The sequence below is a fragment of the Nocardia sp. JW2 genome, from assembly GCF_051843015.1.
Classification (GTDB): domain Bacteria; phylum Actinomycetota; class Actinomycetes; order Mycobacteriales; family Mycobacteriaceae; genus Nocardia; species Nocardia coubleae.
Map to the genome: position 1 here is coordinate 31816 of NZ_JBPXLK010000008.1, position 24699 is coordinate 56514.

Sequence of the window (24699 nt, forward strand, 5' to 3'; positions counted from 1 at the left end):
CCAAAACTGTTTGGCTTTCGCCGTGACCCAGCCAGCCGCTCGCCGTCCCGGCCGCCCCTCCGTGCTGGACACCGCGGCCGTGTCCGCCGGTGCGCTGCGGTTGTGGACCGAGCGCGGGTTCGCCACCACCGGCTGGAACGAGCTCGCCGAGGCCACGGGCGTGAGCACACGAACCCTGTTGCGGCACTTCTCGTCCCGATCCGATATCGCCTGGATCGGTGTCGCTCCGGCGACGGAGCGGCTGCGTGCGACCCTCGCCGGGGCCGCCGCCGAGGAGGCGCCCGCGGTGGTGGTCAGGACCGCGATCGTCGAATCGGTGTCGCGCGATCCACGGATCCAGGAGCTGGCGCCGGATTGGCTGCGGCTGATCTCGTCGGAGCCGGAACTGGCCGCGACCGCTCCGCGGATCTATCGACCGTGGATCGATACGCTCTCGGCCTACCTCGCCGATCGGCTGCCCAACTCCCCCGCCGCCATCTGCCGGGCCATGGCGACCGCCTACCAGTCCGCTACCTTCGCCGCGCTGATCGAATGGGCGGAGTCGGGGGCGCACGGTGACTGCGCGGATTCGGTGGATCGGATGCTGCGCTGGATGGACCCGCACTTGCCGCGGGGCTGACCTGCTCGCGGGAGAATCGTGCGGGACCGGCGCCGAGGTGCCGGTCGATCAGGATTCGCGGGCGGCGATCGCGGCCTGGATGCGGCGCAGTGTGCGCAGGCCCTTCTTCGCGGCCACACTCACCATGCCGTCGAACACTGTCGAGCCGCGGTCGGTGGCCATCAGCCGTTCCAGTGTCGGCACCGCGCGGTCGTCACCGGTCGAGCCGAGGGCGACGGCCGCCCAGTAGCGCTGGTCGGGGTCCACGCTCGCCGCCGCTTCGATCAGTCGCGGAATGATGTCCGGGGCGAACTCGGACAGTGCGCTGGCGATGTAGCCGATGCGGTAGTAGCGGCGGTTCTCCAATTCGTCCCAGAGGGCGGCCAGCGCCGCGTCGCCACCGATCATGCCGAGGGCTTCGGCGGCACGCTCGCGCATTCCGCTGTTCGAGTCCCTCAGCAGGGGCACGAGGGCCGGAACCACCGACTCGTCGCCGAGCACACCCAGCGCGATGATCGCCTGGTCGCGGGCGATGTCCTGCGAGTGATCCAGCATGGCGACCAAGCCCGGGACCGCGTCGTGGAAGCCGAGGGCAGCACAGCCCATCGCCGCCCACGCCTGGCAGTTGTAGCGGGTGTCGGCCAGGGAGGCGAGCAGTGGCTCGCGCAGAGTGTCGTCGCCGAAGAGTTCAGCCCGGTTCAGCGCCCGGCTGTACAGCGACCGGTGATAGTCGGGATAGTCACGCACGAGCGCACGCAGAGTTTCCGCCGCCGATGCGTCACCCTCCTCGGTTCGCAGCAGCAGCTGCCGCAGGTTCTCCTCGCGAGTATCGAGGTCACCGTCTTTGAGGAGTCGCGCGTCGGCTGGGTTCACCGCCCAACGGTACCCGGTGGCAAGCCCCACCTGACCACCACGCGTATCTCGCGAACCCCTTGCTCGTCAGTCCGTCTGTCACGGTTGCTCGAGAGGACCCCAATCCAGGGCGTCGACCGTTTCGCGATCTCCTTCGAGCCAGGCCCACAGGATCTCGACGAGTTGTGCCTCGTCCCGGATGACAGTGCGCCTGACCTCGGGGGGTGCGTCCGACAATTCGAGGTCGTAGTCGTCGGCGCCGTTGCGGTAGGTCTGGATGAACCCTGGCTGATCCTTGCGCGACACGACCATGAAGGTGTTGCCGAACTGCAGAGGGATACAGCCCACCCAGTACTGGAGGTGCTCACGAGTGAGCGTCGTCAAGTCCCAGCCGCCGACGCGCACCTCGAGGTCTCGATGCACCACCGGCACCGGGTCGGGGAGCTGGTCGGCCCATGGGCCGTCGATGCGTGGATCAGAAATCATCTTCGTGCTCCCACCCGAAACGCACCCGCGCATGCGGCACCAGCTGCGTCGCCCGCGCTGCGAGCCGCCGCTCGAAATCGGCCTGCCACCGGAAGAACCCGGCGAAGATCACCTTGTGGTCGCCGGAATCGGCGCACACGGCAAGGTCGTCCCCCTCGCCCCGCATACTGACGAACACTTCGTCGTCCAACCGCTCCGCCCGCACGACCTCGGTCAACAACGTGGTCATCCCCACCTGCTCCCGATCGTCGCGCAACCCGGAGATTTCCACGAAGACACCGACATTCACAGACACGCCACGGACTCTAACCACATCCGGTGACAGCCGCCGCGCGGATGGCCGTGCCCCTTTGCCCGTGACCTGGGTCGATATCGACTTGTGCTGCGGCCCAGCACTATCCGTTCAGTCGATGTATCCAGGCGCGAACTCGTACCGGAACCAGTTGCCGTCGAACGGCTGGTAATAGGTGTGGGCCTTGCGCTGCTGTGTGTCATCGGGTGGGTTCGTTCCCGGCGCGAAGTACGCGAGGCCGTCGGTGTCGCTTCGTTGTCCGATGGCGAAGGCGCACGCTCCGTCGCTGTCGCGACGCACCGCATCGACTCGGAACGTGCCGATCCACCGCGGATCTCCAGCAGGCTCGCAGACCTGGGCCGTGGCAGTCATCGCGTCTGCCGAGACGCGCCACGCGATCCGCTCGGGAAGGTTGTTGACCTCACCCACGAACCCGCAGAAGACCAGCAGTGGCTGGACCGCGACCAGCATCAAACCGCCAGTTGTTGTCGGCGCGTACCCGATGACCAGATACACCCACCAGATCGAAAGCCCTACCAGAACAACCCATCCGGCCGACCACACCATCGGATCGGGCGACGTGGCTTCCACGACAGAGACGACGCCGACGACGAGGCCTGCGACGCATGCGGTGATCGTCAATCGCCTCGACCACGGCCTCGAACCTCGCCAGTCGTGCCGTTGAAGCTCTCGTATCGTCGCCACGCCCGGACCCTACCGAGCACCCGAGATCCTCGGAGGCTCAGCAGAATTCCCGTGGACAGGCAGCGGAGGAAGTCAGTCGTGCACGATCGGTGTGCTGAAGCGGTACCAGTTCGGGGCGAAGCGCTCGTACACGTGTTCATAGGGGCGCGGCGGTCCGCTCGGCGGTGTCGATCCGGGAGCGAAGTAGGCGACACCGCCGTCGGTGGGGTAGATCGCGAAAATGCACCCGCCGTCGTACGGATAGACGTTGTCGACGTGCATCACACCGAACCAGGTCGCCCCACCCTTGGCGCACGCCTGCGCGGCACGCGTGAACGAATCTTCGGACAACCACCAGGCGAGCCGGTCCGGTACTCCCGAAAATACCAGTGCTACACCGATTCCCACCACGAGCGGAGCGGTCACGACAGCCCGATACTCGCGGTACTTCGCGCAACCGATCGGGGCGAGAACCATCCACGCCACCCCAGCCGCGAGCAGCACAGCACCCGCCAGCAGCAGAGCCATCAAGGTGAAGTCGGTGACCACCTCGAACAGCAACACCGCGATCCCGAAGCACGACGCCACAGTTGTCGCGCACATGACGTACCGCCATGTTCGCGATATCTCGACCGCCTCCGACGCCACCCCCGACTTCGTCATGCTCGACAGCCTAGACATCGGCCACGTCGAGGTCTTCGTGAACCAGCGGTGCGACGAGCTCGTTTAGGCTGATCGGGTGCAGGACTCGCCGACCGACACCCACCCGCACGAACCGCATGCCGAGGGCCTCGCCTCCCGGCTGAACTGGCTGCGCGCCGGGGTACTCGGCGCCAACGACGGCATCGTCTCCACCGCCGGACTGGTGGTCGGTGTCGCGGCGACGACGAACGACAGCACGACCATCCTCGCCGCGGGCGTGGCCGGACTCGTCGCGGGCGCGATCTCCATGGCGGCCGGTGAGTACGTATCGGTGAGCACTCAACGCGATTCGGAGAAGGCGCTGCTGGCCAAGGAACGGCGGGAACTGGCCGACTTCCCCGACTACGAACTGGCCGAGCTCACCGAGATCTACCAGGCCAAGGGCCTGAGCCCGGCGACCGCGCGCAAGGTAGCCGAGGAACTGACCGCCCACGACGCCTTCACCGCCCACGCCGAAGCCGAACTCAAACTCGACCCGAGCGAACTCACCAATCCATGGGCCGCCGCAGGCTCCTCGGCGATCGCGTTCACCTGCGGAGCGCTGCTCCCGCTACTGGCGATCGTGCTGCCACCGGCACAGTGGCGAGTGCCGGTGACCTTCGTGGCAGTACTCGTAGCGCTCGCGCTCACCGGGTCGCTGAGCGCGCGACTCGGCGGAAGCGCGCGAGGCAGAGCAGTGCTACGAGTCGTTGTCGGCGGCGCACTGGCCATGGCAGTGACCTACGCGATCGGCACGCTCACCGACACCCTCGGCGGCTGAGCGGTCAGGGGTCGGGCGGAGGTCGAGTGTCACGGGTGACCGTCGCGTCAGCACAGGTCCGTACTCGAGGTTCATCGGCGGATATCCGGCACCGGGCCACACCGGGACTCCAAGAGCGCGGATGTTCACCGGCAGGTTCTCGTCCACCACGATGTGCTGACAATCGCGATCATCAGTGCGTGTTTCGGCATAGTCCTCACGCGCCGCCGTACTCGCGCTCGGCGGTGGCGCGGTGTAGAAGAACGTCTGGGACAAACGAACGCGGCTGGCGGACCAGCTACCGGTCACCGTTGACCAGCCGCCGTGGCGCGGTAGCTGCGGGCGACGAGGGCAGAACGCATGTACCACAGGCCGACGGGTTGGGTGGGGTCGAAGCCGGTGAGTTGGCCGATGCGCTTGAGCCGGTAGTCGACGGTGTTGGTGTGCACGTGCAGGATGCGCGCGGTGCGTTGGCGGTTGAGGTTGTTGCCTATATGGCGTTGCAGGGTTTCGAGGAGTTCGGGGAACGGCTCCAAGGGGTTCAGCAGTGAGCCGAGGAATTCGCGGCCGGGTCCGGGGCGGGTCAGCTGGTATTCGAGGGCGAGTTCGTCGAAGCGGTAGAGCCCGGGGGTGACGTCGAGGCGTTGGACCATATCGAGGAGTTCGTGGGCTTGGTCGGCGGCATCGGGGATGCCGATGGTGCTGGTTTCGACAAGGGCTGCGGTGATTCCGACCTGCGCGGCTCCGGAGAGTTCGGCGACGAGGGCTGCCCACCCGTCGCGGTCGAAGGTGCCGGCCGGGATGAGTACTGTGCCGCCGTCGACGCTGAGCAATGACAGCGCCGAATCGCCGCAGCGTTTCGCCAATTCGGCTTGCACACGACGCAATTTGCGCCGGGCCACGACCTTCTGATCGAGAGCGGGAATGGTCTCCTGGGCATGCGGCGGGAATGACAAGGCGAGCACGGCGTATTGCTCGGCGATGGCGATGCCGCATTCCCGGGCCATTGTGGAGGTGCTGTGCCCGCCGAGCAGCGCCGAGGTGAGTGTGTGCACCGCGGTGTGATGTTCGCTGATGACGCTACGCAATTCACGCACATAGGCGAGGGACACCTGGGCGGTGATCGTGTCGAGCATCTCGATCACCATTTTCGCCCCGTCGATGAGGCTGTCGTAATCCTTCACCGAGGCGCTCGACACCACAAGATCCAGGCCCATCTTGAAGCCCTCGGCGATCGAGTGGTGGATCGTGTCGATCGGAATTCCTTCGCGGGCCCAACCACCTGCCGCGTCCTGCAAACGCTGCAGTTGGCCCGGAATATCACGGCCGTCCAGCATTCCGACGGCGAATTCCAGGCAGATGCGGGTGATGGTGGTGACATCGCCTCTGATGGCCTCGCCGGGCAGGGTGCCGCACGGGATGACGTTGGCGACGAAATGACCGACCATCTGCCGGGAAAGATTGCGGACATCCTTGAGTGGAGACGATGCCGGTTTGCCGGAGATGGTCAGCGATTCCCTGGAGAGATTGTCGACGGACATCTGTTTTTCCCTTCGCCCGGACTCGGCTCCACAGTGCGGCCTCGAAGCCTGAGCAAAGCCCGCTGGTCCTCTGCGGTTGCACGGCGACGAACTCGTTCGGCCAAGCGGTGGAGATCAGATCTGTAGGTATAGCCAAAGCCGCACGGTCACGATGTGCCTACGCGACGTCGGCTGGAGAACGTCACAGGAGGACACCGGATGTATTTGTTGCTCTTCCCTAGGGCTCCCGCTGGTTGCTGCCGATCATGCTCGACAGCGGGTCGGCGCGGGTTCGCCGCGAAATCGGGCCTCGATGAAGTTCCAGGCTTCGGGCAGACCCGCCACCGCGGTCGTCATGTGCTCGGCGATCTGGTACCGGGAGAACGTGAGCGCTACCCCTGCCGCGCAGTAGCGCCCGGCGACGTCGGCGACGGCGTCGAAGGGGGTGAGTGCGTCGAATTCACCTTGCCAGAGCATCGTAGGGGTCTGGGGAAGGCCCGGGTAGTGCCGCAAACTGTTCTCCCGCAGCACCGCGCGCGCTTCGGGATCGTCCATCAGGGACTTCGTCGCCGCGAGTTGTTCGGCGCTGCGGAGCACGCCGTGGAACAGCAGGAAACGGCGGCATTCGTCGGCGGTGAAGTCGCGGAACCACCGGCCCTCGGCGTTGAGCTGGTCGGAAATGGGCAGCCGCTGCGGGTATTCGCGTTCCAAGCCCATCGCCGCTGCCCAGGCGAGGCCGAAGCCGGGGTGGTTCCCGAAACCGATGCCGAGGGCCATCTGTTCGAGGTCGGCGGGAATACCGCCCGCGGCGACGCCGGCAAGGGTGAGCTCGGGTGCGTAGGTCGGCTGCATGGCGGCGGCCCAAGCCGTCGCCAGTCCTCCGCCCGAGTAGCCGGCCAGGGCGATCGGGGACTGGCCCAGGCCGAGTTCAGGGGCGCGCTGGAGTGCGCGCACGCTGTCGAGGGTCACCATGCCGCTGAGTTTGGCGGCCCCATAGGCGACATTCGGGCCGAGGTAGTCCGGCAGGGCGACGGCCCAGCCGCGTGCCAGCGGCAGCGCCGCGCCGAACGCGTCCGGAGTTTCGTCGTTGACGAGCGAGTGAGAAGGATTGCATTTGGTGCCGAGCGAATTGATCAGCGCCTGATACGAGACCAGCGGCGGATTCGGCACGCCCGTCGGGATCAGTACCGTGGTGACGCCCATGATCGGGTCGCCCGAGGAGTTGGTCGAGCGGAAGGCGACGTGCCAGATGTCGGTGCCCTGGTACGGGCCCAGGTCGAATTTCCGTTGCCGCACCACATCACCGGGAGCGAAATCGCCGATATCGGGCGGTGCTGTGAAGAACGGGTCGGCTTCCGGGGTGGGATATCGCGGCTCGGAGGTCGTTACCGGGGCGAAGACACTCGCGGTGACGGCATAGAACAGCACAGCCAGTACGGCCGGCCAGATGCGGCGCATGGTCGATCCTCGATCTTTGGGAGAGTTGGGTCAGCAGTTGCTCGGCGCGGGCTCACCGCGGAACCGAGCGTCGAGCCAGTCGACCGCGGACGGGAAGCCGAGCACCGCGGTGGCCAGGTGGTCGGGGCTCGGATAGAGCTCCGAGCGCACCGGTGTGCCGGCTGCGCAGTAGCGCCGGGTGGTGCGATCGATGGCGTCGACGGGGATCAGCGGATCGATCGGGGTGTGCCATTCGAAAACGGGCATCGTCGGCACGCCGTCGAACAATTCGAGGCTGTTCGCGTCGCTCACTTCCCAGACGCGCGGGTCGTCGATCAGCGAGACGGTGGACGCGAGGTCGGCGGCGCTGTGCATGGCACCGGCGGCGATCACTTCGACGGTGCAGCCGTTGGCCATCGCGTCGCGGACAGCCAATCCGGTGTCGTTGAGTTGCGCGCTGATCGGGAGGCGGTCGGGATATTCGCGTTCGAGCCCGAGCGCAGCGGCCATCGCCAGTCCGAACATGGGGTGCGGTGCGAGGCCGAGCGTGCGGGCCATGGTGGTGATGTTCATCGGCACACCGCCCTGCGCGGCGCCGACCAGGCGGAGTTCGGGTGCGTACCGCGGGGCGAGCGCGGCTGCCCAGCCGGTGGCCATCCCACCGCCGGAGTAGCCGAGCAGGGCGGCCGGGCTGTCCGCGAGTCCGAGTTCGGGGACCCTGGTCGCGGCGCGGATGCCGTCGAGGGTGAGCTGTCCGCCGAGCCTGGCCGCACCGTAGGCGGCATTCGGACCGAGATGATCGGGTAGAGCGATGCTCCAGCCACGCAACAGCATCGTGTTCAGCAGCGGCACAGCACGATAGAGCAGATTGGGATCGTAGGCGTAGAGCGCGCGCGAGACCGCGCACTGGGTGCCGAGGCCGTTGATGATGTGCTGATAGGACAGCAGTGGCGCGCCGGGGCGATGGTCGCGGGGTGTGAGGATCGTGGTGGTCGCCGCGATCGGGCGGCCGTGTGAGTCGGCAGAACGGAACTTCACCAAGGTGACGGTGGCCGTGGGAAAATACGGCAGCGGTTCCTGCACGCGGACCGCGAGCACCGCACCAGGGTCGGCGGCGGCGATGTCGGCGGGTGCGGCGTAGAACGGGTCGGGGTCCGGGATCGGATACACCGGCGGCGATCCGGACGCGGAATGTGTTCCCGACGCCGCGCACACACCGATCACCGCCGCAAAGGCAAGGGCGCGAACGCTAATCCCCATGCGTCACCGCCGCTGTGGGGTAGCGAACTCCGGTCGCTTGTTCGGACGCCGTCCACAACTGCTGCCACAGGGTGCGATCTCGCGACAGCGCGCTCGACGGGCACGCACCGACCGGTCCGCGGGTGTTGAACAACCTGGTCGGACCCCAGTAGATGTCGGGGTCGGCCGCCGGTGCGGTGGCAGCGTAGAGCGTGGATTGCGCGGCGGCGGTGCGGGATTGGCCGACCAGCCGGATGAAGGGCTCGGCGACGTAGTCGAGCGGAGTCTGTGTCCTGGCGACGAGCCCGGTCGGGGCCACGCCGGGGTGCACGGCGTAGGAGCGCAGCGTCGACCCGGTTTCGCGAAGTCTGCGCTGCAATTCACGGCCGAATATCAGCGTCGACAGTTTCGATTCGGCATAGGCAGTCGAACGATGGTATCGGCGCCGTTCGAAACGCAGATCGTCGAGTGGGAGTGATTTCGTCCAGCCGTGCGAAATACTCGACAAGGACACGATCCGGTCCCGCACCTTGTCCAGCAGAAGGCCGGTGAGTGCGAAATGTCCGAGGTGGTTGACTCCGAACTGCATTTCGAATCCATCGACGGTGCGGGCGAACGGTACGTTCATCAACCCGGCATTGTTGACGAGGACGTCGAATTCGCCGCATTCCTGTGCGAACCGCCGCACATCGGCCAGATCGGCCAGGTCGAGGGCGGCCACGGTGACATCGCCCGCTATCCGGTCGGCGACCGCACGCCCCCTTTCCAGGTCGCGACACGCCATGACCACCGTTGCACCACGGTCGGCGAGGGTGCGCGTCACGATCGCACCGAGGCCACCGTTGGCGCCGGTGACAACGAATCGCCTGCCGTGTTGATCCGGTACCGGTTCGGGAGTTCTGACCATGGCGCATGACCTTACGAATCCCGACAAAGCCGTGGCAATACGTTTGGAAAATGTCAGGGACCACGGCCGGACCGTTGGTCGTTTCCCAAAGCCGTTCGCGGCGCGGCTGATTCGGGCCCGGTTGTCGTAGCGTGAGGCCGTGAGTGTTGCCGAGTAGATCGCCGGCAGAATGCCCGATCCCGCTGCACTACTCGTTTCTGTCACATTCCGCCCACCGAGGAGTCCTGCTCAATGGCCCGCGAAGACGAACTGCGCACATACATGAAGAAGGCGATCCGGGAATTGCAGACCACCCGGACGCGCCTCGACGAGATCGAAGCGCAGGCGTGTGAACCGATTGCCATTGTCGGAATGGCGTGCCGGTATCCGGGTGGGATCAGTTCGCCCGAGCAGCTGTGGCAGGCGGTGCTGGATGGGCGTGACCTGGTGACCGAATGGCCGACCGATCGGGGCTGGGATGTGGCGGGGCTGTTCGATCCCGAATCAGGGGTCGCGGGCAAATCGTATGTGCGCACGGGTGGCTTCGTCGCGGGCGCCACCGCGTTCGACGCGAACTTCTTCGGTATCAGCCCGCGCGAAGCACTGGCGATGGACCCGCAGCAGCGCTTGATACTCGAGACCGCGTGGGAGACCTTCGAACGGGCGGGCATCGACCCGACCACGGTGCGCGGAAGCGACACCGGTGTGTATGTCGGCCTCATGCCGGATGTGCAGGGCCCGTCTTCGCGCGATCTCGACGACCGGGTGCGCGAGCGCATCGAGAACTTCCTGATGACCGGGCAGGCCTCGAGCATCGCCTCGGGGCGGGTGGCCTATGTCCTCGGCTTGGAGGGTCCCGCTGTCACGGTCGATACAGCCTGCTCGTCGTCGCTGGTCGCGATCCATCAGGCCGTGCGGTCGCTGCGCGCCGGTGAGACGACGCTGGCGCTGGCCGGCGGTGTCACCGTGATGACCACCCCCGCGGCGTTCGTCGCGTTCTCCGCCCAGCGGGCGCTGGCGGCCGACGGTCGATGCAAATCCTTCGCGGCGGGTGCGGACGGCACCGCGTGGGGCGAGGGTGTCGGGATGCTATTGCTCGAGCGGGCATCCGAGGCCCGCAGGAACGGGCACCGGATCCTGGGGCTGGTCCGCGGTACGGCGGTGAACTCCGACGGTGCGTCCAACGGTCTCACCGCACCGAACGGACGATCGCAGCAGCGGGTGATCCGCGCGGCGCTGGCGGACGCGGGTCTGCGCACCGACGAGGTGGATGTGGTCGAGGCGCACGGAACCGGCACGCGCCTCGGTGATCCGATCGAGGCGGAGGCGTTGCTCGCGACCTACGGCGCGGAACGCGACGACGAGCACGCGCTGCTGCTCGGGTCGCTCAAGTCGAATATGGGGCACACGCAGGCCGCCGCGGGAGTAGGCGGGTTGATCAAGATGGTGATGGCGATGCGGCACGGCACGGTGCCGCCGACGTTGAATGTCGACGAACCGACCCCACATGCGGACTGGTCGTCGGGGGCAGTCCGGTTGGTGACCGAGGTCCGGCCGTGGCCTGCGACGGGTCGTCCGCCGCGCGCCGCGGTGTCGTCGTTCGGCATCAGCGGCACCAACGCCCATGTGGTGATCGAACAGGGTGAGTACCCGGTCCAGCCGGCACGGGATGTCGTCCCGCCGCCGGTGGTTCCGTGGGTGGTCACCGCTCGGTCCGCGGATGCCGTTGCCGCCCAAGCCGCTGCCTTGCTCGACCAGCTCGCGACGGACCCTGCGGTCGAGCCCGTCGATATCGGGTTGTCGCTGCTCGACACGCGAGCCCGGTTCGAGCACCGAGCGGTCATCGCCGGGCGGAACCACGAGGAATTGATCGAGGGGCTGCGGGCGGTCGCGCGGGGCGCCGACACGCGGAATGTGGTGCGCGGCAGCGCCCATGCGGCAGTGTCCGCGGTGATGTTCCCCGGCCAGGGCACCCAGCGGACGGGGATGGGACGGGAACTGTACGACGGCTACGCGGCCTACCGCGCGGCGTTCGACGCCGTTTGCGCCGAATTCGGCAACTACTGCGCGATTCCGGTGCGCGAACTGGTACTCACCGAAGACTCCGGTGCGGCGCTCGACAACACCGAGGTCGCGCAGATGGCACTGTTCGCCACCGAGGTAGCGATGTACCGGCTGGCCGAATCATGGGGGCTACGACCGGCTTTCGTCATGGGGCACTCCATCGGCGAGATCACTGCGGCCTATGTCGCCGAGGTCTGGTCTCTGGCCGATGCCTGCGCCTTGGTGGCCACGCGGGGCAGGCTCATGCAGTCCGCTCCGGTAGGCGGTGCGATGGTGGCGGTCGCCGCGGATCCGGAGACCGTCGCCGACCTGGTCCGCCGCTACGACGATGTCGGTGTTGCGGCGGTGAACGGGCCTGCGTCGGTGGTGGTTTCGGGTGCGGAGGCTGCGGTGTCCGCTATCGCGGCTCAGTTGGCCGCCGACGGTATCCGCACCACCCGGCTGCGGGTGAGCCACGCGTTCCACTCGCCACACATGGACGCCGTCCTCCCCGAATTCGCCGCGGTCTGTCGAGGGTTGACCTACCACCCACCGACTGTCCCGGTGATCTCGGCGCTCACCGGCAAGGTGGCCGAGGCGGCACAGTTGTGCTCCCCCGAGCACTGGGTGAGCCATCTACGCGAACCGGTCCGCTATCTGGACGCGGTGCGGTGGGCCCGGGAACAGGGTGGCGTGAGTTGTTTCGCCGAGATGGGACCGGGCGCCGCACTGACGGCGATGGTGCACGAGATCGCCGACGACGACACGGCGCTCACGGCGGTCGCGTTGCAGCGCCCAGGTATCGCCGGTGATCTCGCGTTCGTGGCGGGGTTGGCCGCGCTGCACTGCCAGGGCGCAGCACTGGACCTGACCACACTGTTCGACGGCGCAGGCGCCCGCCCGGTGGATCTGCCCACCTACGCCTTCCAACGCGACCGGTTCTGGCTCGAGGTGGGCGAGCGCGGGAATGTCCGCGGCGCCGGGCTCGACGACGCCGAGCATCCGCTGCTCGGGGCGCAAGTCGGTCTCGCCGCCGACGGCGGGCTGCTGCTCACCGGGCAGCTGTCCGTGCGCACCCACCCGTGGTTGTCCGGGCACCGGATCGCCGGATCGGTGCTCCTTCCAGGTACCGCATTCATCGAACTCGCCTGGTACGCGGGCCGATCGGTGCAATGCCCGGTGGTCGGTGAACTCGTCCTGGAATCCCCGCTCGTGATTCCCGATAACGGGGCGGTGGACGTGCAAGTGCAGGTCGGACCGGCAGAGCAGTCCGGGCATCGGACGCTCACCGTATCCTCTCGTCCTCGCACGACATCGGCGCAAGAACTGCCGTGGACCGGGCACGCCACCGGCACGCTGCAACCGGCGGAAGCCCTGGCTTCGGAGACGAAGGGGCCGTGGCCGCCCGTCGGCGCGGTCCTGGTCACCACGCACGACCCGTACGACGCGATGGCGACCGCAGGCTACGAATATGGGTCGGCTTTCCGCGGTCTCGGCCGGATCTGGCGGCACGGCGAGGAGGTGCTCGCCGAAGTGGCCCTGCCCGAATCAGCCGCTGCCGACGCCACCGACTTCGGCCTGCACCCGGCGCTGCTCGATGCCGCACTGCACGCGCTGATCGCGACGGGCACAGTCGGGCCCACCGAGTCCGGTGCGGTGAAGCTGCCGTTCGCGTGGGAAGGCGTCGCACTGCACGCGGTGGGCGCGTCATCGCTGCGTGTTCGTCTCACACCGGTCGGTACCGACCGGATCCGTCTCGAGGTCAGCGACACGGCGGGCAAGCCGGTGGCCACCGCCCAATCGCTGGCCTTGCGCGCGATCCCCTCGGCAGCACTGGGCCGACGCCCGGCCTCGGACGGCGGACTCCACGAAGTGAACTGGGTCGGCGTTGCGGCACCCGAACCCGTTGCAGCCCAAGGCAACTGGGCCCCCGTGGACACGGCGCGCGGTATTGTGGTCGAGCACTGTGCGGGTAGCGAGCTGGTCGTCGTCCGGCTCGATCCGGCCGACCGATCCCAGCCGGTCGCCGAGCAGGTGAGCAATGTGCAGACCGCGGTGCGCGCCCTGCTCCTCGACGACGAATTCTCCGGGGCACTGATCGTCTTCGTCACCAGCGGCGCGGTCGCGGTCCACGGCGCCGAGGACGTCGACGACCTGGTCGGTGCCGCGGTGTGGGGCCTGCTGCGCACCGCGCAGAACGAACACCCGGGCCGGATCGCGCTGCTGGATCTCGACGACCCCGACGGCTACCGGGATGCCGCACGCCTGGCCGCCGGATCGACTACCGAGCCGCAGCTGGCCATCCGGCACGGCGAACTACAGGCACCACGTCTGGTTCGCGCCGGGGCAGACACGGTCGGGTCCGCCGAGGCGCTTCATGAGGGTCGATGGCAGCTCGTCGACCGTGGGCGCGGCACGCTGCATGGCGACAACATGGTGCTGGCCGCCCGGCCCGAGAGCGTGCCGCTCGAGCCCGGCCAGCTGCGGATCGCGGTACGGGCGGCGGGCGTCAACTTCCGTGATGTGCTGATCGTGCTCGGGATGTATCCGATCCCCGATACCGCGATCGGTGGCGAGGGGGCGGGTGTGGTTGTCGAGATCGGTCCCGATGTCACCGATTTCGCAGTCGGCGACGCGGTGATGGGCATCTTCACCGGCATCGGCGCGACGGCGGTGGCCGATCGGCGCACCGTGGTTCCGATGCCGACCGGCTGGTCCTTCCAGCAGGCGGCGGCCGCACCCATCGTGTTCGCCACCGCGTACTATTCGCTGGTCGATCTGGCCGAAGCGCGAGCGGGAGAGTCGCTGCTCATCCACGCCGCCACCGGTGGTGTCGGTATGGCCGCGGTGCAGCTCGCCCGGCATCTCGGACTTGACCTGTATGTCACCGCCAGCCCAGGCAAGTGGAATGCGTTGCGCGCGAACGGTTTCACCGACGACCGAATCGCCAGCACCCGTACCACCGAGTTCAAGGACAAATTCCTCGAAGCGACCGGCGGGCGCGGCGTCGACGTCGTCCTCGATTCGCTGGCGGGCGACAAGGTGGACGCCTCGCTCGACCTGCTGCCGCGCGGTGGCCGGTTCATCGAGATGGGCCTGACCGACCTGCGGGACGCCGACGAGATCACCCTCACCCACCCCGGCGTCCGGTACCGCAACTTCCTGCTGATGGATGCTGGACCCGACCGCCTGCGCGAGATCCTGACCGAACTACACACCCTGTTCGAATCCGGTGTCCTGCGGCCGCTTCCGGTGACCCCCTGGGATGTGCGGCGAGCGCCCGAAGCATTCCGTCAGCTCAGCCAGGCCCGCCACATCGGCAAGTACGTGCTGACGGTGCCCATCCCACTCGACCGTGACGGCACAGTCCTCGTGACGGGCGGCACCGGCGGACTCGGCGCACTGGCCGCCCGTCACCTGGTGTCCGGGTACGGCGCGCGGCGCCTGCTGTTGACCAGCCGTCGTGGCCCCGACGCCGACGGCGCCGCCGAACTCGCCGCCGAACTGTCCGCGCTCGGCGCCCACGTCGACATCACCGCGTGCGATGTGAGCGACCGCGACGCGCTCACCGCCCTGATCGCCGCGATCCCCCCAGCGCATCCGCTGACCGCGGTGGTGCACACCGCCGGCGTCGTCGACGACGCGTTGTTCGCCGCTCAGACCCCCGAGCACCTCGCGAAGGTGTTCGGCCCGAAGGCCGATGCGGCCTGGCTATTGCACGAGGTGACCGAGGGCCGACCTCTGTCGATGTTCGTCATGTACTCCTCGATCGCGGGGCTGCTCGGCAATCCCGGTCAAGCGAACTATGCCGCGGCCAACGGCTTCCTCGACGCGCTGGCCCAGCACCGCAGACACCATGGCCTGCCCGCCACCGCCCTCGCGTGGGGGTTGTGGGAGCGCGGCACCGGAATCACCGGCCACCTCACCGAACGGGATCTGCGCCGGATGCGCCGGGACGGCCTCGTGCCGCTCACCGACGACGACGGGCTGGCGCTGTTCGACAGCGCGCTGGCGACCGGCAGAGCGCTGGCGGTGCCCGCGCGGCTCGACCTCACCGCGCTCGGCTCGGTCGGTGACGACGAGTTGCCCGCGATGCTTAGGTCACTGCCACGCGGTCCGCGCCGCGCGGCCGGCGGGGGGTCCGACGAATCGGCGGCCCTGGTCACGAGCCTGTCCGGTCTGGACGCCGCCGAACAGGAGCGGGTGGTGCTCGGCGTGATCCGTGCACACGCCGCGGCGGTGCTCGGGCACGTCTCGGCGGAGGCGGTGCCGGCCGACACCGCCTTCACCGATCTGGGTTTCGACTCGCTGGGCGCCGTGGAATTCCGCAACCGCCTCGAAGCGGCCACCGGCGTGCGGCTGCGCACGACCATCGTCTTCGACTACCCCAATGCCGCGGCACTGGCCGAGTACCTGCGCACCGAGATCGCGCCGCTGGACGACCCGGTCGAACGGATCGCCGCGCAGCTCGACGCGCTCGCCGCAGGGTGGGCGGGCGTGGACCTGCCGCAGGACCGGGTCGGTGAACTGCTCGACCGGATCGAGGTGCTCGCGCGCACCCTACGCGGCGGCGCGCACAGCGTGGTCGACAACATCGACGGCGCCGACGACGACGCCCTGTTCGACCTGATCGATCAGGTTCGCTCGGTCTGAGCCGAGGAGAAAGCGAGGATCCGATGGCCAACGAAGCGGAACTGCGCGCGTATCTCAAGCGCGCCACCCGGCAATTGCAGCAGACTCGTCAGGAGCTCGCCGACGAGCGGGCACGAACAACGGAACCGGTCGCGATCGTCGGCATGTCGTGCCGGTTCCCCGGCGGAATCGACTCACCGGACGACCTGTGGCATGCACTGCTCGACGGGCGCGACCTGATCTCGGACTTCCCGGCCGACCGGGGCTGGGACATCGACGCGTTCTACGATCCCGACCCCGACAAGTTCGCCAAATCCTCTGTGCGCGAAGGTGGTTTCCTGACCGAGGCGGGCGAATTCGACGCCGGGTTCTTCGGGATCAGTCCGCGCGAGGCCGAAGCGATGGACCCGCAGCAACGCCTGCTGCTCGAGCTGGCCTGGGAATCGGTAGAGCATGCTCGCGTGGACCCGATGTCGTTGCGCGGCAGCGATACCGGCGTCTTCGTCGGCTTCAGCGACCAGGGATACGGATTCGGTGCCAGTCAGGCCTGGGACGGCGCCGAGACCTACTACTTCACCGGCAACCACGCCTCGATGGCGGCGGGCCGGGTGGCCTATCTACTGGGGCTGGAAGGGCCTGCGGTGACCGTCGACACGGCCTGTTCGTCCTCGGCGGTCGCGATCCACCAGGCGATGCAATCGTTGCGGCTGCGGGAATGCGCGATGGCCCTGGCCGGGGGTGTCACGGTGATGTCGACACCGATGCCGTTCGCGCTGTTCTCACGTCAACGTGCGCTGGCACCGAACGGCAGGTGCAAATCCTTCGCCGCAGGCGCGGACGGCACCGCGTGGGGCGAGGGTGTCGGCTTCGTTGTGCTGGAACGCCTTTCAGACGCCCAGCTGGAGGGCCACCGGATCCTGGCTGTGCTGCGCGGGTCCGCGGTGAACAGCGACGGCGCGTCCAACGGCCTCACCGCGCCGCGCGGAACCGCGCAACAGCGCGTGATCCGGGCGGCGTTGTCGAACGCCGGGGTCGGCGCCGCCGAGGTCGACGTGGTCGAAGGGCACGGAACCGGCACCGTCCTGGGTGACCCGGTGGAGGCCCAAGCCCTCCTCGCCACCTACGGCGAGCGTGACGGTGCGCCACCACTGCTGCTCGGTTCGGTGAAATCCAATATGGGACACACCCAGTCGGCGGCCGGGGTGGCCGGGCTGATCAAGATGGTGCAGGCGATCCGGCACGGCGTCGTCCCACCCACCCTGCATGTCGACGCACCGACCCCACACGCCGACTGGAACGGGGACCGGATCCGGCTCGCGCTGCGGCCACACCCCTGGCCGAGCACCGGACACGCGCGCCGAGCCGGGGTCTCCTCCTTCGGCATCAGCGGCACCAACGTCCATCTGATCGTCGAACAGGCACCAGAACCCGTAGCAGTACAGACCGTTTCGGCACGGGTGGAACCGGCGGTCGTGCCGTGGCTGCTGTCAGCTCGCACCGCGGGTGCCCTGCGGGAGCAGGCGGCTCGGTTACGCGCGGCCGTGACCGACTCCGGCCACGACATCACCGACATCGCGTACTCGCTGGCGACCACCCGGGCGAGATTCGACCACCGCGCCGTCGTCGTGGCAGACAGCCGAGAAGGCCTGCTGGACGGTCTTGCCGTGGTCGCGGGTGAGCGCACCGGCGGTCCGGCGGTCATCGCCCGCCGCTCCCCCAGCGGGAAACTGGCGATGATGTTCTCCGGCCAGGGCGGACAGCTCGCGGGTAGTGGCCGTGAACTCTACGACACCTTCCCGGTGTTCGCGGCGGCGTTCGACACGGTGTGCGCCGGTTTCGACACTCACCTGGAGTGCTCGCTGCGCGCGGTGCTGTTCGACGGCGAGGACCTGCTCCCCCGCACCGACTACACCCAACCTGCGGTGTTCGCACTCCAGGTCGCGCTGTTCCGTCTGCTCGAATCCTGGGGGACGACACCGGATTACGTCGTCGGGCACTCCATCGGAGAGCTTTCGGCGGCGCACGTAGCCGGGGTGTTGTCGCTGGCAGACGCGGTCACCGTGGTCGCGGCACGCGGCAGACTGATGCAACGGATGGCGCCGGGAGCGATGGTGTCCGTGCGAGCGTCCTACGCCGAGGTGCTGGCCTCGATCGCCGGACGGGAGCACGAGGTGTCGATCGCGGCGGCCAACGGACCCAACGCCACCGTGCTGGCAGGCGATATCGCCGCGGTCGGGGACCTCGGCCGACAGTGGCGCACCCGCGGGCGTCGCGTCACCCCGCTCGCCGTGGACCGCGGGTTCCATTCACCCCACGTCGCCGCGATCGTCGACGAGTTCCGCGCGGTCCTCGCGACGGTCCAGCTCCACGAGCCGCGCATCCCGTTGATCTCCACGTCGACAGGGACCGCGGCCGAACCAGGGCAGCTCACTTCGATTGACCACTGGGTCCGTCAGGCCCGTGAGCCGGTGCGCTTCCACGACAGTGTGTTGCACCTGAACGACGCCGGTGTCGTCACCTATCTCGAGCTCGGCGCTGGTGACACGCTCGCCGGACTCGTCTACGAGGTGCTCGCAGACACCGGCTGCACCGCCGTGCCGATGCTGCGACCCGGCACCAGTGAAGCTTCCTCGGTGGTGAAAGCCCTCGGCACGGCATGGGTTTCCGGCGCCGAGGTCGGATGGGAGGCACTGTGCGGGGATGGTGACGCGTCCACAGTCGACCTGCCGACCTACCCGTTCCAGCATCGCCGCTACTGGGTCGACACCGACAGCTCCGAGCTCGAACGCATGATCGGCGCGGCCGGCGCCGACATCGCGGGACAAAGCGCCCTCGGCCGTCACGACGCGCTCACGAGAACTCCCGGACCCGGGCGCCCGGACTTGCCGACCGTCCCCGAGAATCAGCGCACAGACTTCGCGACGCGCCTGGTGGTCGAGCAGATCCGCGAAATCCTCGTCGACCGCGCCGAAGACGAGCTCGACCTGGACGCGACCGTACTCACGCTCGGGCTGACGTCGTTGTCGATCCTGGAGTTGCGCAGCCGTATCAACACCGCCGCCGCAGTGCATCTTTCGCTCGAAGATCTCTTCACCCATCCGACACCGAGGATGCTCGGCGTGCTGCTCGCCGAACGCATCTGGAGTACGGTCCCTGCTCACGAGGCGGTACTCGCGTGACAAGTCCCCTGTGGCCGGTGCGCGGCACGCTCGGCTTCGAACAACTCGTCCCCGCCGCACTGGCGCATCGACGAGGTCTCGCCGAGGTCTATGTCGCCGATACGGCCGTTGTCGGCGGCTCCGAATTCCTTGCCGCGGTACAGATTCCGCGCGCACATTCGCTGTGGTTCGATCGACTGGTCGCCTACCACGACCCTCTCTGCGCCGTCGAGGCCGTGCGCCAAGCACTTCTCGTCGTCGGGCAACGTCACCTCGGTGTGCCCGCCGACGCCCCGGCGAGCTTGCAGCGCATGGCATTCATGGTGGAAGACCTCAGCGCGTTCCGCGACAGCGAACGCTACCCGCTGGAGGGGCTCGTGCGGGTACGTCCGGGCGCCCTGGCCACCGGGCGCGATTACTACCAGGACGTGCCCTTCGATGCTATCTTCACCGTCGACGGTGCGCTGGCGATGACGTTGTCGGGCAGCGGGATCACCTTCCCCCGTGAGGACTACGACGAGTTCCGCGAACTGCAACGCCGCAACCGCGCACAAGCTGCCGAGCCTGCACCGGATCCGGTGCGGCCGCTCCCACCTGAGCTCGTCGGGCGCCGCGACCCACGCAACGTCGTCCTCGGCCGGACCCCAACGCCCGAGCTGGTCGTCGTAGTCGACCGGAGTCATCCCAGCTTCTTCGACCACCAGTACGACCACGTCCCGGGTCCGCTGTTGCTCGAGGTCTTCCGGCAGGCGGCCGTCTTGGCCGCGAGCGAGGCCGGACTGCTCGATTCGCCGGCGGCCGCAGTGCTCGGCGTCGAGGCCCATTTCACCGATTTCGCCGAACTGGACGCGCCCATCACCTGCACCACCACCACTGCCGACACCGGACTCGACGGCATCGGCGTCGAGGTCACCCTGCACCAGCGCGGCGCCCGGATCGCTGTCGCGCTCGTCGAACTGGCGCCCTACCCCGTGCCGCCGGAACAGGAGCACAACCGATCATGAGCACGCCACAGAAGTTCGCGGTCGTCGGAGGCGGCCTGTCCGGCATCGGCGCCGCGTTCGCCCTGCACCGCGCCGGTCACACCGTGGAACTGCTCGAGCAGGACTCGACGCTCGGTGGACGCTGCGGTTTCGGCACGCTCGGTGGGACTCCGATCATGCTGGGCGGCAAAAATATCGGCCGTCGCTACCACGAGCTGCGCGCGTTCATCACCGCATCCGGCGAACGTGCGTACGAGCCGTTCGGGATCAACAGCTCCCAGGTCGTCGACGGTCGGCTGGTGACGCTCGACAACCCGGGCATCGCCGGCTTCCTCCGCCATCTCCTGCGCACCGGATCGCCCATCGACGCGGCCCGCATGCTCTACTACGGTGCGCGCGTACGATTCGACGAACGCAACCGTTACCTCGACTCCGACTACTTCGGTCGCCTGGGCACTGCCGAAGACAGCGCCGCCTTCAGCACTCGATTCGGTCAACAGTTCAGCCGTACCGTCCTGCGCCCGTTGACCGTACGGCTCAATGCCGCAGAGCCGGACGAGGTGTATCTCGGCGCTTTCGGGGTGAGCCTGGGCATGGTGCAGGATCGCTACGACCAACTCGTCGACGGAATGCAACCGGTGCTGGACTGGTTCGCCGGCCAGGTACCGGTTCGCCTCCACACGCGAGTCGAACGCGTGGTGCTGCGTGAAGGCCGGGTGGTCGGGCTGGAAACCATGGAAAACGACGGTAGGACCACGTTTTCCGGCTATGACGGTGTGGTCCTCGCGACCCCTGCGCACGCGTCCGCACGGCTGCTGGGCGAGCTTGCTCCCGCACTCGGCAAGATGTTGGGCGAGGTCACCTATTATCCTTCGACGGTCGCGGTGGTGCAGTACGCGCGACCATTGTTCAGCAGTACCGTGCGATCGATCGCGTTCGATTCCGGGCCATGCAGTGCGGCAGGGGTCTACGGCGTCAACGATCTCGATATCGTCCGCTACACCTTCAGCGGACGCGAGGCGCGGCCGCTGCCCGACCCAGCACAACTGGCGCGGTGGGTCGACGACGCCGAGGCCAAGGTGTGCGGCCTGCTCGGCGGCCCGACCATCGAGCGACTACGCACCGAAACCCGCAGCTGGTCAGCAGCCCACTGCGCTTACCTACCCGACCACGCCGGATTCCGCGGCGGGCTGCGCGAACAGCTGCGCGCCGTCCCAGGACTGCAACTGGCCGGTGACTATCTGCTCGGCGCCCAACTCGAAGCCTGTTACCGATCCGGGGTCGACGCGGCCAGTGCCCTGACGACGCGGTAGGCGGGCTTCACGCAGCGCCCCGGGTGTGCACGAGATCATCGGCCAGCAGCGCGATGCGGGCCCGCAGAATTCCCTCCGCTGTCGTCAGATCGAGGTCGGTCAGGCTGCTCACCCGCCGCAGCCGGTAGTCGATGGTGTTGGGGTGCACATTGATCCGGCGGGCCGCGGCCTTGCGGTTGAGGCCCGTCGCCATATAGACCTTCAACGTTTCCAGCAATTCCGGGTAGTCGGTGAGCGGGGCGATCACAGCGGCGAGATGGTTGCGCGCGGGTCCGGGCCGGGTGAGCTGGTACTCGATAGCCAGATCCGAAAGCTCGTACAGCCCAGCCGGTTTGGCGATGCCACGCACCAAGTCGAGCAGCTCGTGCGCTTCCTCGGTCGCGGTGGGGATCCGCTCGGTCGTGGTATGCACCAGGGTCGCGGTGAGTTCCATGCCGGCCAGGGCGCCGATCTCGGCCAGCACGGCGGCGGTCATCCGCGGCGAGTCCGGTTCGTCGGCCGGGATCAGCAACGTCCCGCCCTTGGTACTCAGCAAGGCCAGCGCCCGCGAGGCGAACACATCAGCCAGCGCCGCCTGCACCCGGCGCAATTTGCGGCGCGCGACTACCTGGGCGTCGACGTTCGGGTCGAACTCCTCGGCCAGATCGGGAATCATCAGTGCGACAACCTGATACGAGCCGGCCACCCTGATCCCGGTCTGCCGGGTGAGCGCGCCGATGCCGTGCCCGCTCAGCAGTGCCGAGACCACCGTCTGCGCACTGGTCTGATGCTCCTTGGCGACCTGACGTTGCTCGTCGAGGTAGGCACTGGTCACCGTCGCGTTGATCACCTCGAGCGTCCGCAACAGCAGCCGGGTGCCCTCGACGAGCTCGGCCAGGTCCGCCGGGGTGACGTGCTCGGTGACGAGTTCGAAGCCGATCCTGAATCCCTCGGCATAGGCACGGAGCAGGGTCCCCACCGGCACACCCTCCCGGGCGTACTGCGCTGCGGATGCCCGCAGCGCGGCCAACTGCTGTTCGGACGGAGACGCCCGCTTGTCCAGCATTTCCATCGCCAGGGCCAGGCAGTGCCGGGTGAATTCGGTGACGTCACCGCGGATGGCCTCGCTCGGCAGCGTCATACACGGCATGAAATGCTCGGTGAAATAGGTGACCAGCCGCGGCACCAACTCGTCCGCGCTCCCCAGGAAACTCGATACCGGCCGACCGTCTGCAGTGAAAGGGTTGTGGGCCTGATCGATAGTTGAAGGGGTCATCGAGCACTCCGTTGTAACAGTCGGCAATGGACGATCGCGGGATCTGTGTGAATCGCAACATAGCCACGCCTCAGCTGTGGTTACCGTACCCAGCAAATGCTCTGGTGGGCTCACGATGCCCCGGTATACCGTTTGTGTGGATTCACAGAGTGCCTTGTACCGCAGCACAATGCACCGGTTCGAGCACGGCCTCGACGGGTATGTAGGCTGCCGCGGCGCGTTTTGCCGAGCACTTGCTCGATTCGCGCTCGCGTCGGCGGTTCAGGAGACGACCAGCCGTTGTTGACGGCGCTGGTAGGACGGCGGATCCGTCGTGATCAGATCGCACCGGGTTCGCACCCATGCCGGGTTGTTCTGAATATGTCGATACGTGGGAGTGATGGCCACGGCGATCTGGTGGGTCTCGATGTAGTCGAGCAACGACTCGAGGTCCACATCGGGTTCGACGATGGTATGCACGATCCGGAGACCGTGCGCGGTGGCGATGTCGAGCGCTCTGGCACGGGCGGCGCTCAGGATGCCGACGAGTTGCAGCCGGTCGACGACGAAGACGGCACTGTCGTTCATTCGATCCTCCTCGCGGTTCCCGCCGTACGGGCCTGGCAACATCGGAGTTTCCGGATGGCGGGTCAATCCAGTAGACGCCGCTTCGATCGCTCGGAAAACTATGTCTGGAAACTCCACAGCTTCGAGGAAAAATTCTTGAGAATCTCCCAGCGCCTACTGGGTAATTACACCTTCGCCCATGCCATATCGGCAGATCATGTTCGCGATCTGATTCGATTCAGAGACAAATCACGGGCTGATCCGATGTGAACTCTCGCAATATACGGACCAGCTCACTTGCAACAACCCGCACGATTCGTATCGTCACAGACGCAGCCTTCGGGCGGCCGGTACCAACACCGCGAACAGACTCGCCCGCAGCACGAATCGCCCTTCCACCCTGCGGGCGAGTTTGTCCGACCCCGCACAGAGGTCGCGGTCACGCTGTCTGCTGCTCAGCGAGTGAACGGTTTCGCGAGTTGGGCGAGATAGCCGCTGGGGTAGTCGGGTTCGGCCGCCATACCGAGATCGGCGCTGGAAAACCGTCGGCCCGGGTCGTAGCTGTAGGTGCGCAGCAGGTGATCCCAGACGAGGGTGAACAGCCCGAAGTTGACATCACCGATTCCTGCCCATTTGAGGTGGTGGAAGCGGTGACCTTCGTTGAGCGCCAGAACGTATTTGAAGGGGCCGACGCGATAGTCGGCATTGGAGTGCTGCAGCAGCAGTTGCACCGCCACCGCCAGTGACAATGCCGCCGCGACCGGGACGGGGATCCCCGCCAGCAGCAGCGGGGTGACTCCGGCGGTCATCTCGATGGTCTGATGCAGCGGGTGTTTCATTAGGCCGTTGAGCCCGTAGAACCGTTGCACACTGTGGTGTACCGCGTGGAAGCGCCACAGGATCGCGATCTTGTGACTCGCATAGTGCGCCAGGGTGATCCCGAAGTCGGCGACGAGGATCGCGACCAGCACCTGAGCGACGAATGGCCAACTGCCAGGCCAGATCCCGACGCCAGGGATCAGCGCGGCGAGCACCGGGATAGCGGCGACGCTGCCCAGGACCAGGGTTTCGTTGACGACACCGTGCGCGGTGTCCCGGCCGAAATCACCGTGGGAGGTATTCCAATCCGCCCGGTAGGGCAGGACCGCCTCGGCGGTGAACGACACAGCGACAGCGACTCCGAGCAGGGCGAGCAGCCAGAGTTTGTGGGCGCCGGTGGCGGCCGCGGCGATACCCGCCCCGTTGATGCCGATCAGCATCAACGGGGCGTAGCCGTAGCGGATGAGTGAAGCAACGAGTGCGGACATGGATTCAGCGTCGCGCCCTGGTACCTG

At 67.5% G+C, this 24699-nt stretch carries 18 protein-coding genes; 6 read left to right on the top strand and 12 right to left on the bottom strand.

The features are described from left to right. Positions 1 to 22: 22 nt before the first annotated feature. The gene (locus ACSVDM_RS13650) at positions 23 to 619 is read left to right on the top strand and encodes a TetR/AcrR family transcriptional regulator (RefSeq protein WP_439265178.1); all 597 of its coding nucleotides are present in this window, start codon (positions 23 to 25) and stop codon (positions 617 to 619) included. Positions 620 to 667: 48 nt separating this feature from the next. Here ACSVDM_RS13650 and ACSVDM_RS13655 read toward each other — a convergent pair whose 3' ends face one another. From ACSVDM_RS13655 to ACSVDM_RS13675, 5 genes are all read right to left on the bottom strand, one after another. Further along, a complete protein-coding gene (locus tag ACSVDM_RS13655) occupies positions 668 to 1471 on the bottom strand; it encodes a HEAT repeat domain-containing protein (protein ID WP_439265180.1) in 804 nt (267 codons plus the stop codon). 78 nt (positions 1472 to 1549) lie between these two features. After that, on the bottom strand, positions 1550 to 1936 hold the full coding sequence (locus ACSVDM_RS13660) for a hypothetical protein (protein ID WP_439265182.1): 387 nt from the start codon (positions 1934 to 1936) through the stop codon (positions 1550 to 1552). Continuing rightward, a complete protein-coding gene (locus ACSVDM_RS13665; protein WP_439265184.1) occupies positions 1926 to 2231 on the bottom strand; it encodes a hypothetical protein in 306 nt (101 codons plus the stop codon). Before ACSVDM_RS13665 ends, ACSVDM_RS13660 begins: the two co-directional genes overlap by 11 nt. Before the next feature lie 108 nt (positions 2232 to 2339). Beyond that, positions 2340 to 2870, bottom strand: coding sequence for a hypothetical protein (locus tag ACSVDM_RS13670; RefSeq protein ID WP_439265186.1), 531 nt, complete (start codon positions 2868 to 2870; stop codon positions 2340 to 2342). 135 nt (positions 2871 to 3005) lie between these two features. After that, positions 3006 to 3575: a hypothetical protein gene (locus ACSVDM_RS13675; protein WP_439265188.1), complete on the bottom strand. Its 570-nt coding sequence runs from the start codon at positions 3573 to 3575 to the stop codon at positions 3006 to 3008. 76 nt (positions 3576 to 3651) lie between these two features. Here ACSVDM_RS13675 and ACSVDM_RS13680 point away from each other — a divergent pair, with 76 nt between their 5' ends. Further along, entirely contained in the window at positions 3652 to 4374 is a 723-nt protein-coding gene (locus tag ACSVDM_RS13680; protein WP_357143682.1) for a VIT1/CCC1 transporter family protein, read from the top strand. A 284-nt stretch (positions 4375 to 4658) separates the two neighbouring features. Here the strand turns inward: ACSVDM_RS13680 and ACSVDM_RS13685 are convergent, their stop codons facing one another. The 4 genes from ACSVDM_RS13685 to ACSVDM_RS13700 all read right to left on the bottom strand — a co-directional run bounded on the left by ACSVDM_RS13685 (position 4659) and on the right by ACSVDM_RS13700 (position 9456). Continuing rightward, positions 4659 to 5894 (bottom strand): PucR family transcriptional regulator, encoded by a 1236-nt coding sequence (locus ACSVDM_RS13685; RefSeq protein ID WP_378668903.1) that lies wholly within the window; start codon positions 5892 to 5894, stop codon positions 4659 to 4661. A gap of 243 nt (positions 5895 to 6137) precedes the next feature. Next, entirely contained in the window at positions 6138 to 7331 is a 1194-nt protein-coding gene (locus ACSVDM_RS13690) for a lipase family protein (protein ID WP_378668904.1), read from the bottom strand. A gap of 30 nt (positions 7332 to 7361) precedes the next feature. Beyond that, entirely contained in the window at positions 7362 to 8570 is a 1209-nt protein-coding gene (locus ACSVDM_RS13695) for a lipase family protein (RefSeq protein ID WP_439265191.1), read from the bottom strand. Continuing rightward, the gene (locus tag ACSVDM_RS13700) at positions 8560 to 9456 is read right to left on the bottom strand and encodes an oxidoreductase (protein ID WP_439265193.1); all 897 of its coding nucleotides are present in this window, start codon (positions 9454 to 9456) and stop codon (positions 8560 to 8562) included. Before ACSVDM_RS13700 ends, ACSVDM_RS13695 begins: the two co-directional genes overlap by 11 nt. A gap of 231 nt (positions 9457 to 9687) precedes the next feature. Between ACSVDM_RS13700 and ACSVDM_RS13705 the strand changes: the two genes are divergently transcribed. The 4 genes from ACSVDM_RS13705 to ACSVDM_RS13720 are packed head-to-tail and all read left to right on the top strand — an operon-like array spanning position 9688 to position 21564. After that, a complete protein-coding gene (locus tag ACSVDM_RS13705) occupies positions 9688 to 16131 on the top strand; it encodes a type I polyketide synthase (protein ID WP_439265195.1) in 6444 nt (2147 codons plus the stop codon). Positions 16132 to 16154: 23 nt separating this feature from the next. Then, positions 16155 to 19289, top strand: coding sequence for a type I polyketide synthase (locus ACSVDM_RS13710; protein WP_439265197.1), 3135 nt, complete (start codon positions 16155 to 16157; stop codon positions 19287 to 19289). Beyond that, positions 19286 to 20272, top strand: a complete 987-nt coding sequence (locus ACSVDM_RS13715; protein WP_181699726.1) for an AfsA-related hotdog domain-containing protein — start codon at positions 19286 to 19288, stop codon at positions 20270 to 20272. Before ACSVDM_RS13710 ends, ACSVDM_RS13715 begins: the two co-directional genes overlap by 4 nt. Then, the gene (locus ACSVDM_RS13720) at positions 20269 to 21564 is read left to right on the top strand and encodes a protoporphyrinogen/coproporphyrinogen oxidase (RefSeq protein ID WP_439265199.1); all 1296 of its coding nucleotides are present in this window, start codon (positions 20269 to 20271) and stop codon (positions 21562 to 21564) included. The genes ACSVDM_RS13715 and ACSVDM_RS13720 overlap by 4 nt, the downstream gene beginning before the upstream one ends. 7 nt (positions 21565 to 21571) lie before the next feature. Here the strand turns inward: ACSVDM_RS13720 and ACSVDM_RS13725 are convergent, their stop codons facing one another. The 3 genes from ACSVDM_RS13725 to ACSVDM_RS13735 all read right to left on the bottom strand — a co-directional run bounded on the left by ACSVDM_RS13725 (position 21572) and on the right by ACSVDM_RS13735 (position 24672). Then, a complete protein-coding gene (locus ACSVDM_RS13725; RefSeq protein WP_439265201.1) occupies positions 21572 to 22819 on the bottom strand; it encodes a PucR family transcriptional regulator in 1248 nt (415 codons plus the stop codon). A gap of 261 nt (positions 22820 to 23080) precedes the next feature. Continuing rightward, positions 23081 to 23386, bottom strand: a complete 306-nt coding sequence (locus ACSVDM_RS13730) for a hypothetical protein (RefSeq protein WP_378668914.1) — start codon at positions 23384 to 23386, stop codon at positions 23081 to 23083. Positions 23387 to 23820: 434 nt separating this feature from the next. Further along, on the bottom strand, positions 23821 to 24672 hold the full coding sequence (locus tag ACSVDM_RS13735) for a sterol desaturase family protein (protein WP_439265203.1): 852 nt from the start codon (positions 24670 to 24672) through the stop codon (positions 23821 to 23823). Positions 24673 to 24699: the final 27 nt, after the last annotated feature.

Bases quoted from the DNA above. Each gene is read 5' to 3' on its own strand.
- ACSVDM_RS13700 (WP_439265193.1), bottom strand. From the start codon at position 9,456: ATGGTCAGAACTCCCGAACCGGTACCGGATCAACACGGCAGGCGATTC.
- ACSVDM_RS13695 (WP_439265191.1), bottom strand. From the start codon at position 8,570: ATGGGGATTAGCGTTCGCGCCCTTGCCTTTGCGGCGGTGATCGGTGTG.
- ACSVDM_RS13705 (WP_439265195.1), top strand. From the start codon at position 9,688: ATGGCCCGCGAAGACGAACTGCGCACATACATGAAGAAGGCGATCCGG.
- ACSVDM_RS13730 (WP_378668914.1), bottom strand. From the start codon at position 23,386: ATGAACGACAGTGCCGTCTTCGTCGTCGACCGGCTGCAACTCGTCGGC.
- ACSVDM_RS13660 (WP_439265182.1), bottom strand. From the start codon at position 1,936: ATGATTTCTGATCCACGCATCGACGGCCCATGGGCCGACCAGCTCCCC.
- ACSVDM_RS13685 (WP_378668903.1), bottom strand. From the start codon at position 5,894: ATGTCCGTCGACAATCTCTCCAGGGAATCGCTGACCATCTCCGGCAAA.
- ACSVDM_RS13690 (WP_378668904.1), bottom strand. From the start codon at position 7,331: ATGCGCCGCATCTGGCCGGCCGTACTGGCTGTGCTGTTCTATGCCGTC.
- ACSVDM_RS13735 (WP_439265203.1), bottom strand. From the start codon at position 24,672: ATGTCCGCACTCGTTGCTTCACTCATCCGCTACGGCTACGCCCCGTTG.
- ACSVDM_RS13720 (WP_439265199.1), top strand. From the start codon at position 20,269: ATGAGCACGCCACAGAAGTTCGCGGTCGTCGGAGGCGGCCTGTCCGGC.
- ACSVDM_RS13675 (WP_439265188.1), bottom strand. From the start codon at position 3,575: ATGACGAAGTCGGGGGTGGCGTCGGAGGCGGTCGAGATATCGCGAACA.
- ACSVDM_RS13710 (WP_439265197.1), top strand. From the start codon at position 16,155: ATGGCCAACGAAGCGGAACTGCGCGCGTATCTCAAGCGCGCCACCCGG.
- ACSVDM_RS13725 (WP_439265201.1), bottom strand. From the start codon at position 22,819: ATGACCCCTTCAACTATCGATCAGGCCCACAACCCTTTCACTGCAGAC.